Source organism: Pseudomonas sp. S1(2024), assembly GCF_046557535.1.
The window spans coordinates 53,657-64,811 of sequence record NZ_JBKGFP010000100.1; the positions used below are offsets into that span (position 1 = coordinate 53,657).

5 protein-coding genes are annotated in these 11,155 nt (G+C 63.6%); 2 read left to right on the top strand and 3 right to left on the bottom strand.

Translation table 11 applies throughout. The features are described 5' to 3' along the window. Both ACLCGK_RS27635 and ACLCGK_RS27640 read right to left on the bottom strand, forming a co-directional pair. On the bottom strand, window positions 1-882 hold the full coding sequence (locus ACLCGK_RS27635) for a DMT family transporter (protein ID WP_410953339.1): 882 nt from the start codon (window positions 880-882) through the stop codon (window positions 1-3). Window positions 883-998: 116 nt separating this feature from the next. After that, window positions 999-1,163, bottom strand: a complete 165-nt coding sequence (locus tag ACLCGK_RS27640; RefSeq protein ID WP_177328635.1) for a hypothetical protein — start codon at window positions 1,161-1,163, stop codon at window positions 999-1,001. Window positions 1,164-1,551: 388 nt separating this feature from the next. On the opposite strand from ACLCGK_RS27640, the gene ACLCGK_RS27645 reads away from it, so the two are divergent. Both ACLCGK_RS27645 and ACLCGK_RS27650 read left to right on the top strand, forming a co-directional pair. Further along, window positions 1,552-2,412 carry a formylglycine-generating enzyme family protein gene (locus ACLCGK_RS27645; protein WP_410953340.1) on the top strand — a complete coding sequence of 287 codons (861 nt, stop codon included), beginning with the start codon at window positions 1,552-1,554 and terminating at the stop codon, window positions 2,410-2,412. A 126-nt stretch (window positions 2,413-2,538) separates the two neighbouring features. Then, window positions 2,539-5,001 (top strand): TonB-dependent siderophore receptor, encoded by a 2,463-nt coding sequence (locus ACLCGK_RS27650; protein WP_410953341.1) that lies wholly within the window; start codon window positions 2,539-2,541, stop codon window positions 4,999-5,001. Between the two features lie 157 nt (window positions 5,002-5,158). Here the strand turns inward: ACLCGK_RS27650 and ACLCGK_RS27655 are convergent. Further along, window positions 5,159-11,155: amino acid adenylation domain-containing protein (locus ACLCGK_RS27655; RefSeq protein ID WP_410953342.1), on the bottom strand; the 5,997-nt coding region annotated here is incomplete at its 5' end.

The following is an 11,155-nucleotide window of genomic DNA, read 5'->3' on the forward strand; positions in this document are numbered from 1 at the left end:
CTACGCCTCGGCCAGGCGCGCGGCGGGCTTGCGGAACACGAACAGCAGGCCCACCACGATCAGCCCCATGCCCAGCAGGCTGAGCGGCGCCAGGCGGTTACCGAAGATCAGCAGGTCCATCACCGCGGTCACTGCCGGCACCAGGTAGAACAGGCTGGTGACATTGACCAGGTTACCCTTGGCGATCAGCCGGTAAAGCAGCAGGGTCGCCAGCAGCGAGACCACCAGCCCCATCCACAGCAGCGCGCCGACGAAACCGCCAGTCCACTCCACATGCAGCGGCTGCAGCGGCGCGAACAGCGCGCACATGGCAAAGCCGGCCAGGTACTGCAGCGGCAGCGTGCCCATGGGGTTGTCGGTGATGCGCTTCTGCAGGATCGAGCCGATGGTCATGCTGCCCAGCGCCAGCAAGGCGAACAACATCCCCGCCAGCGATACCCCGCCCAGGTTGATGCCCTGGTAGACCACCATGATCAACCCGCCAAGCCCCAACCCGAGGCCGAACAAGCGGCTCCAGGAGCGCTGGCGCTCCATCAGCACCACGGTCAGGATCGGTTGTACCCCCATCACCGTGGCCATGATGCCGGGGGTGACATGGGTATCGAGCGCCAGCAGGTAGAAGATCTGGTAGGCGCCGAGCAGCACACAGCCAGTGCCCAGGGCCCGCAGGATGGCCCCGCGACTGCGCGGCCAGCGCAGCCCCAGCAACGGGCCGATCAACAGCAGCCCGGCCAGGGCCAGCGCCGAGCGCAACAGCAGGAAGGAAAACGGGCTGGCATGCGCCAGGCCGAGCTTGGAGACGATCGCCCCGCTGCTCCACAGCAGGACGAACAGGCTTGTAGTGGCCGCCGAGGCCACGGATGCTTTGCTAAAGACAGACATGTATTGCCACCTGATTCAAGGCGAATAAGCCAGACGGACGGCGTGCGCTTCAGCGTGGGAAGTCGCCGACCGTGTTCAGTAGGTTGCGTGTGCGAAGGGATGCGGCCAGAAGCCGATCAGCCCAGCACGACCACGCAAGGAGGCGGAGCTACGCCGCCTACGACGCCACTGACAGGTGGTGGTGGATAGTGACTGATCATCGCCGGCTGCTGGCAGCCACGCACGACCATGCCCGCGACTGGCGCGATGGCAAAGCTTGTGGTGGATGGGTTGGCTGGCATGAACAGGTCTTCGGGGAGAGAACAATGGGCTGGACTATAGCCCGGTGTTTCCTGGCTGGCAACTACCCCGCCGGCCACAATCCCGTGTAGGAGCGGCCTTGTGTCGCGAGGGGGCGCGAAGCGGCCCCAGTTCTTTGCATCCACGCCGATATTGCCGGGGCCGCTTTGCGGCCCATCGCCGGCAAGCCGGGCTCCCACAAGTACGGCGCAGAACTCAAGATTTTCGCGGTCCCTGTGGGAGCCTGGCTTGCCGACGATGGGCTGCGCAGCAGCCCCAGTGACGTTAACTGGCTGGTAAGGGGTCGCGTGTATATTGGTTAATTTCTCACCACCCCGATTCGTCTGAATGCGAAACGCAGCCCGCATTCACCCGTTTCGAGGACCACCGATGAACGTATCCGCCTGGCTCTACCGGCCAGCCCAGATCACCTGCCTGCTGCTGGTCAGCGCCTACGCCCACGCCGCCAAGCCCGGCGACGTGTTCAAAGACTGCAAGGACTGCCCCGAGATGGTCGTGCTGCCCGCCGGCAGCTACGTGATGGGGGCCCCCGACGATGAAGTCGGCCGTCAGCCCGACGAGGGCCCGCTGCACACCGTGACCTTCACCAAGCCCTTCGCCATGAGCCGCTACCAGGTCACCGCCGGCGAACTGGACGCCTATATCAAGGCCACCGGCACCGTCATCAAGAGCGGCGACGACCGCCCCGGCCGCTGGTGCGAAGCCAGCAAGCCCAGCTACAAGCAAGGCCCCCGTCAGCCGGCGGTATGTATCGACTACGACGAAGTGCAGGCCTACACCCGATGGCTGGCGAAAACCACCGGCAAGCCGTACCGCATGGTCAGCGAAGCCGAACGCGAATATGCCGCCCGTGCTGGCTCCAGCGGCCCGTTCCCCTTCCCCTTCGACGAACCTGGCAAATACGAGATCAGCAAGCACGCCAACACCTATGGCCCCAAGGACGGCTACGCCTTCACCGCCCCGGTGGGCAGCTACCCGCCCAATGCCTTCGGCATGTACGACATGCACGGCAACGTCTACGAATGGGTCGCCGACTGCTACCACGACAGCTACGAAGGCGCCCCCACCGACGGCAGCGCCTGGATCCAGGACCCCAAGTGCATGCGCGCGCACATGCGCGGCAACGACTGGGGCGAGCCCCCGATCTTCTCCCGCTCGGCCAACCGCAACGACCGCCTCAAGACCACCCGCGGTGACTTCCTCGGCTTTCGCGTAGCACGCGAACTGTGAAGTTGTGACGCGGTTAACGCAGCACCGGCCAAAAAAATCGCCAATAAGAATCGTTCCGGTTTTTAACAGGTGCTGCGTCCTATAGCTGACATAGAAAAAAACCCTCTGCCAACGAGACCGCAATAGATGTCCAAGTCCCTCCCCGGCCCGCTCAACCCGCTTGCCAAAGCATTACTGATCCGTCATTCCCTTCGTCCCCAGCGCGCGTTCACACGCATCGCCCTGGGCCTGGCGATATCCGCTGCGATGGTTACCCAGGTGCAGGCACAGGAGTGGACCCTGGATATTCCCGCGCAGTCGATGAACTCGGCGTTGCAGGCACTGGCCAAGCAGACCGATACCCAGTTGCTGTACAGCCCGGAGGACATCAGTGGGCTGCGCTCCACGGCCCTCAAGGGCCGGCATGACCTGCAGTCTTCGTTGCGGACATTGCTGCAAGGCACCGGGCTGCGTTACCAGATCGATGGCAACACCGTAACGGTGACGGCCAGTTCGGGCGCACAGGCCGGCCAGGTCGAGCTTTCGGCGACCAACGTCAATAGCGTGGGCCTTGGTGCCACTACCGAAGGCACGGGCTCCTACACCACCGGTGTGACCAACACCGCGACCAAGATGAACCTGTCGATCCGTGAAACGCCCCAGTCGATCAGTGTGATCACCCGCCAGCGCATGGACGACCAGCAGCTCAACAGCGTGACCCAGGTGCTCAACCAGACACCCGGCATCACCATGTCCCAGGACGGTGGCCTGCGCTACAACATCTATTCCCGCGGCAGTGCCATCAACACCTACCAGCTTGACGGCGTGACCACCACCCAGGAAAACCAGACCCGCAACATGCCCAGCACGTTGCTGGACATGACCCTTTACGACCGCGTCGAAATCGTCCGCGGCGCCACCGGCCTGATGACCGGCGCGGGTGAACCCGGCGGCGTGGTCAACCTCATTCGCAAACGCCCGACCCGCGAATTCCAGTCGCATATCCAGGGCACTGTCGGCTCCTGGGACTCCTACCGCAGCGAAGTCGATGTTTCCGGCCCCTTGACCGAGGGTGGCAACCTGCGCGGGCGCATGGTGGCGGCCAAGCAGAAAAGCGGCAGCTTTCGCGACTGGTACAAGGAAGACAAAGACATCCTCTACGGCGTTCTCGAAGCGGACCTGAACGACGACACCCTGGTACGTTTCGGCGTCGACTACCAGAAGTTCAAAGCCACCGGTTCACCGGGTGTACCGCTGTTGTTCACCAACGGCAAGCAGACCAACTTTTCCCGCTCTACCAGTTCCGGCGCCCGCTGGATGTACGACGAGCTGGAAACCACCAACTATTTCATGGCCGCCGAGCATACCTTCGCCAATGACTGGCAAATCAAGCTGGCCGCGAACTACATGGATTCCAATCGCGATAACTACAACGGCTCTTATCAGACCTCTTCGGGCCGAGCGTGGATCAATGAAGAAACCGGCGCTGCGCGAATGCTGCGTTACAACGCTGAAGCCGACCAGACCCAGCGTGGCCTGGACCTGACACTGCAAGGGCCTTTTTCCCTGTTCGGGCGCACTCACGAGTTCATCACCGGCTTCAACTACCAGGATTACAAGAACGATCACACCGGTTATGACGTCGGCACCACAACCGTCAACTTCTATGACTGGGACAACTACCTGCCTCGGCCAACCGAGACTGGCGCACTTGGGGAAATTCTCAACATCAAGAGCAGCCAGCGCGGCACCTACGCGGCATTCAAGTTCAACCTGATGGATGACCTGAACGTAATCGTAGGCGCGCGCACCTCCGACTATGACTACGACTATTACTACTGGCCTACCTCGTTCGGATCGCCGGACGTCAAGATGCACGAGCGGGGTGAAGTAACACCGTACGCGGGCATCATCTATGACCTGACCCCCGAGCAATCGGTGTATGCCAGCTATACCGATATCTTCAAGCCACAATCCAACCTCGATCGTAACGGTTCGGTCATTGGCCCTGTCATAGGCAGCAACTACGAAGTGGGCTGGAAAGGGGCGTTCTACGACGGGCGTCTGAACGCCAGTACGGCACTGTTCCTGGTCAAGCGTGACAACCTGGCGGTGGAGGACAGCGGTGAGATCGTGCAAGGCACGCTCGACCAACAAGCCTACAAGGGCGCAAAGGGTACCGAAACCAAGGGTATCGACCTGGAACTGTCGGGTGAGGTTTTGCCTGGTTGGCAAGTCATGACCAGCTACAGCCATGCCCGCACGGAAGACGCCGATGGCGTGCGCCAGCTGACGCAATATTCCATGGACACCTTCCGCTTCTGGAACACCTATCGCTTCCAGGGTGACTGGAACAGGCTGACCGTGGGTGGCGGGGTGTCCTGGAACTCCAGCATGTCGCTCTACTACAACAGCCTCAAAGCCCGAGCCACCCAGGATGACTACACGGTTGCCAGCCTGATGGCGCGCTATCAGGTCACCGACCATCTGGCCGCCACCTTGAACCTGAACAATATCTTCGACGAGAAGTACTACTCGGGTATCGGCGGCAGTGTTGGCCATTACGGTGACCCGCGTAATGCCACCATGAGCCTGCGCTACGACTTCTAGGCCGACAGCCACCTGTACCGTTGTAATCGAAGCGGCGTCATCCACACAGGATGACGCCGCTTTTTTTCGTCTCGGTGGCGACACTGCCGACATGAAAAAACCTGTGGGGCCCACGTTGAACGTGGGCCCCACAGGTCATTCAGCCGGCCCTGCCGGGTCAACCCATGACCGGCTCCGCCACCAGCCTGGCCGCGAGCCCCTCGATCACTTCCCGATGCTTGAGGATGTCATAGTGACCCGCTGCAACCGCGTGGTTCTCACCGCTCCCGTGAACCGCGAAGCGTTGGCCATGGTCACCTGCCCACCAGCACAAGGCAGCGGCGCGGGTTGCCGGCAATGCCGGCAACCGTTCCGACAACGCCTTGAGCCGCATCGCCACGGCAAAGGTGTGGGCCAGTTCAGCGCTTTCGACACTGGCGAAGGCCGACGCTACCTGCAGCCCCGAGCGTGCCTCTTCGATCAGCCGCTCAAGCAGCGGCACACCACTGCCCGCCGCAACCGCAGGCAGTACCAACTGCTCCTTTGCCAGCCCCAGCAGCACACTCAGGAAGCTGCCAAGGTCGGCACTCCAGTCCGCTGCCGGCGTCGCCGGCGCACCGGTTGGGATAAAACTGTCGACCAGGCCAAGCAACGATACTTGCTGGCCCTGGGCTTCCAGCTCCTGGGCCACCAGCACCGCCAGCGTGCCACCCAGCGACCAGCCGGCAAGCTGGTATGGCCCTTCGGGCTGCTTCTGGCGAATGTACTGGGCATAGTCGATCGCCATGGCCTGCAACGAATCATCCTGCCAGTTGCGATCGAGCAGCATGCGGCATTGCACGCCGTAGACGCTGCAATGCCCTTCCAGCCGGCGCGCCAGCGGCTCGTAGTCGAACACCGTGCCAAAGCCTGCATGCAGGCAGAACAGAGGCTTGGCCCCGGCTACCCGGCTGTTGAGCAGCAGCAGCGGATCAAGGGCGACGTCGCCATCGGTATAGCCGGAAAGCTCGCCAATGGTGGGCCTGGCCATGACATCGCGCAGTTTCAGCTCGATCGACAGGTCGGGCCGTGCTCGTACCTTCGACAGCATCTTCAGCACGCGCAGCGAATCGCCCCCCAACTCGAAGAAGTTGTCATCGACACCAACTTCATCCACCTCCAGCACTTCCTGCCAGATGGCCGCCAGCGCCTTCTCCGTGTCATCGCGCGGAGCCACCCGCACCGGGCGCCCGGTCAACTCCGGGGCCGGCAGCGCATTGCGATCGATCTTGCCATTGGGCGTGAGTGGAAACGCCGGCAGCAATACCCACTGGGTCGGCACCATGTAGTCCGGCAGGTCGGCACGCAAGGCGTCACGCAATGGCGTAGCGGAAGTCACCCCATTGCCGGTGACCAGATACGCCACCAATTGCTTGCCGGTAGCGCCCTCCCGGGCCACCACCACAGCATCCCGCACATCCGCCAGATTACGCAGCCGTGCTTCGACTTCCCCAGGTTCGATGCGGAAACCGCGAACCTTCAACTGGTTGTCCAGGCGGCCGATGAAATCGATCACGCCATCAGCCCGACGACGCACCCGGTCACCGGTGCGGTACAGCCGCCCGCCCTGGGCAAACGGGTCGGCGACAAAGCGCTCGGCTGTCAGGGACGGACGCTGGTGATACCCGCGCGCCACACCCTCGCCACCAATGTAGAGTTCCCCGGCCACGCCATCGGGCACCGGGTTCAGGCCCTGGTCCAGCACATGCAGCGTGCGCTGGCCAACCCGCTCACCGATCGGCGCATACACCGCCTGGCATGACTGCTGTGCCGATACTTTCCACAACAGGGGGGTCACGACCGTTTCGGTAGGCCCGTAGCCATTGGTCAGGAACTGCGGGCGCAAGGTCCGCTTGACCAGTTCGAACAGTGCATCGGGCACCGCGTCACCGCCAAAGCAATAGATGCGCACCGGCGGTGCTGCCTCCTGCCGGGTTTGCGCGAACTCGGCCAGTTGCTGCAGATATGCCGGCGGGAAGCAGGCAATGTCGATGCGCTCGGCATGCAGTACCTGCCAGGTTTGCTCGGCAGTCCACAGCTGGCTACCGCGCACCACCAGGCAGCCGCCTGACGACAAGGTCGACAGCCAACGCTCCTGGGCACCGTCGAAAGCGAACGACATGAACAACAGCTCGCGAGTGCTTTCATCCATCTGGTAGAGGCGGGCGATTGCCTGGCAGTGCATGCCGATCTGCCCGTGGCTGACCGCCACGCCCTTGGGCTTGCCGGTAGAGCCAGAGGTATAGATCAGGTAGGCCAGGTTGGTGTCGTGCACCATCACCTGAGGGGCATCGGACGGCAAGCTGGCGATAGCCAGAAGGTCCAGCTCCACGCAGTGCTCCACCCCGGCAAACCGCTGGCGCAAGCCGCTGCTGGTCACCAGCAGGTGCATGGCCGAATCCTCGACAATCCACTGCAAGCGATCCTGCGGGTAGTCGATATCCAGCGGCACATAGGCGGCGCCGGTTTTCATCACCGCCAGAAATGCCACGATCACCTCCACCGAGCGTTCCAGGGCGATGCCGACCGTAACCTCCGGGCGCGCACCCAAGGCAATCAGGTGGTGTGCCAGGCGGTTGGCACGCTCATCCAGTTGGGCGTAGCTCAACTGTCGCTCGCCACAGGCCACCGCAATTGCCTCTGGCCGCACCTGGGCATGCCGGGCAATCAGCTCGGCCAGCCTTGGCATGGCCTGCTCGCATGGCTGCAAGCCATTGCGAGCCTGGGCCTGCTGCGCTTGCGCCGGGGTCAGCATGTCCAGGCTGCCCACGGTGGCGTGAGGGTTGTCGAGCATGCCCTCGAGCAGCCGTTCGAAACTGCCACGAATGCTGTCGGTGGCTTGCTCCGTGAAGCGGTTGCGCAAGTAGAGGAACTCGACCGAGAGCGTCTCGCCCAGATGCACCGCCAGGTCCATGGCGTAGTTGGTCACGTCGCGGTTGCTCACCTCACCGAACTGCAGCGAGCCACCACCACCTTCCTGCAGGCGTTCGTCCACCGGGTAGTTCTCGAACACCACGATGCTGTCGAACAACGCTTGCCCGGCCTGCCCTGCCCAGCGCTGCACATCGGCCAAGGCTGCATGTTCGTGGTCGCGCAGTTCCAGGTTGCAGGCCTGCAGTTGCTGCAGCCAGTCGACAATCCGCTGCTGCGGTTGGGGCGTCTGCACCACCGGCAAGGTGTTGATGAACAAACCCAGCATTTCGTCGGCACCGGGCAAGCCGGCTGGCCGGCCCGCCACGGTGGCGCCGAAGCACACCGTGGCTTGCCCGGTATAGCGCTGAAGCAGCAGCAGCCAGGTCGCTTGGATCAAGGTGTTTGGGGTGATGCGCAAGCGCTGGGCCTGCTCGCGCAGTTGCCGGGTACGCGAGGCATCCCAACGCAGGTACAGCGCGGCGTGCCCCTGCAGGTCTGCCGCGGGGCGAGCCGCCAGGCTGTCCGCCAGCCAGGTGGGGCTTTCCAGCTCTTGCAGCTTGCCGCGCCAGAACTGCTCCAGCGCCGCCTTGGGCTGCCCGGCAAGCCAGCGGATGTAATCGCCAAACCGCCCTGCCGGCGCTCGCGCAGGGTGGCCATGGTAAGTCTGCAACACCTCGCCAAGCAGCCGCGAGGTACTCCAGCCGTCCATCAGTATGTGATGACGGGTCCACAGCAGGTGCAAACGTTCGTCGTCCAGCCGCACCAGGGTCAGGCGCATCAACGGTGCGACACTCAGGTCCAGGCCTTGTGCGGCATCGGCCTCGGCCAGCGCCTGCAGCATCTGCGCACTTACCGGACGATCGCGCCAGTCATGCACGACCACCGGCAATTCGACCTTGCGGTAGACAAGCTGCAAAGGTTCGGCCAAGTGGGGCGCCGACCAGAAGGCACTGCGCAGGATATCGTGGCAGTCGATCACCTGCTGCCAGGCTGCCACGAACCGTTCGATTTCCAGGCCTTTGACTTCCACCGAAGTCTGGTTTATGTAAAGCGCGCCTTCAGGCCCCTGCAGCGAATGGAACAGCATGCCCTGCTGCATCGGCGACAGCGGGTAGATATCGGCAACCTGCCGTGCAACTGCCGGCAGCTCATCCAGCTGTTGTTGGCGCAGCGCGGCCAGTGGGAAGTCCGAAGGCGTAACACCACGGTTGCCCGGCTCGCAGCAATGAGCGATCAGCGCGCCAAGCTCTGCGGCATAGTCATCTGCCAACTTTTGCATGACCGCTGTGTCGTAGCGCTGCGCACTGAAGGTCCAGCCAAGTTTCAGCTCGCCGCCGTATACCTGGCCGTTCAGGGCGATCTGGCTATCGAGTGGCGCATCGGCTGGTTTGGCCGCACCGCCGTATTCGCGCGCGGGTGCGAACAAGCCCGACTGCTCGTCGAAGCTACCGTCGAACTGCCCGAGGTAGTTGAACACGATCTCGCCCTGAGGCAACGCAGCCAGGGCCTCACGCGCACCAGCCGGCCCCATGTACTTCAGCGCGCCATAGCCAAGGCCTTTGTTCGGCACAGCCCGCAGCTGCTCCTTGACCGCCTTGATCGATTCGGCGATCCCGCCCAGCGGGCTCAGCTTCACTGGGTACATGCTGGTGAACCAGCCCACCGTGCGGCTCAGGTCAATGTCATCGAACAGGTCTTCCCGCCCATGGCCTTCCAGCCTGACCAGCACCTCCGGCCGCTCGGTCCAGCGGGCGATCACCCGAGCCAGGGCTGTCAGCAACAGGTCATTGATCTGCGTGCGATAGGCCGCAGGGGCATCGTGCAACAACTGCCAGGTGGCTTCGCGGCCCAGCCTCGTACTGACCGACGCAGCGTGCTGCTGCTGGTTGCCGCCCAGCGCATTGGCGCACGGCAGGTGGTCGCTGGTGCCTTGCAACTGCGCTTGCCAGTAGGCAAGTTCCGCTTGCAGCGCCTCGCTCTGGGCATAGGCCTGCAGGTGCTGCGCCCAGGTCTTGTAGGCGCTGGTCTTGGCTGGCAATTGCAGCGGCTGTCGGTTGCCCAGGGCCTGATAGGCCTGTTGCAGGTCCTCCAGCAACAGGCGCCACGACACGCCATCTACCGCCAGGTGATGAATGACCAGCAGCAGACGCTGGCTGCCATCGGGCAGGCTGGCCAGCAGCGCACGGACCAGCAAGCCTTGCTGCAGGTTCAGGCTGCGTTGGGCCTGGTCAGCAAGTGCGGCCAACGCCTCCTCGTCCGCGCACGCATGCTCCCAGAGTATCCGCGCCTGCTGCTGTGGCTTGTACTCGGCTTGCCAGGCCCCCTCCTGCTGCTCGAAGCCCAGGCGCAGTGCATCATGATGGGCGACCAGTGCCAGCAACGCATCGTGCAGGCGGTCCGCTTGCAGGGGTTCGCTGGGTGTCAGCAGAATCGACTGGTTCCAATGCCCACGCTCGCCAATGTCGGCCTCGAAGAACCATTGCTGAATCGGTGTCAGCGGTGTGCTGCCCGTGATCGGCCCTTGCTCGCCAATACCTTCGACAACACGCCGCGCCACCGTGGCCAGGCCTTGTACGGTCTGATGCTGGAACAGTTGCTTGGGGGTGAACTGCACGCCGGCCTGGCGGGCCTTGCCCACGACCTGCAGGGAAACGATGGAATCGCCACCCAGTTCGAAGAAGTTGTCGTCCAGGCCTACGCGCTCCAGTTTCAGCACATCGGCCCAGATCGCCGCGATCTGTTGTTCCAGTTCGCTCTGCGGGGCCACATATGCCGCTTGCAGCAGGCTGGCGTCCGGTTGCGGCAGCGCACGGCGGTCCAGCTTGCCGTTGGCGGTCAAGGGCAGTTTGGCCAGGAATAGCAGGTGGGCCGGCACCATGTAGTCCGGCAGGCTCGCCTTCAGCGCAGTGCGCAGCGCCTCGCGCTCGGCAGCCTGGGCCTCGGTGCTGGCCATCACGACCGCATCGGCAGGCACCACATAACCCACCAGCTGCTTGCCGCCCGGGCCGTCCTGGGCCAGTACCACGCCCTGGGCCACGCTGGCCTGCGCCTGCAGCCGCGCCTCGATTTCGCCCAGTTCGATGCGAAAACCTCGAATCTTCACTTGATGGTCGATCCGCCCCAGGTACTCCACCACCCCCGCGCCGCCGTAGCGGGCCAGGTCGCCCGAGCGGTACAGGCGACCACCCTGGCTGTCGAACGGGTTCGGCACGAAGCGCTCGGC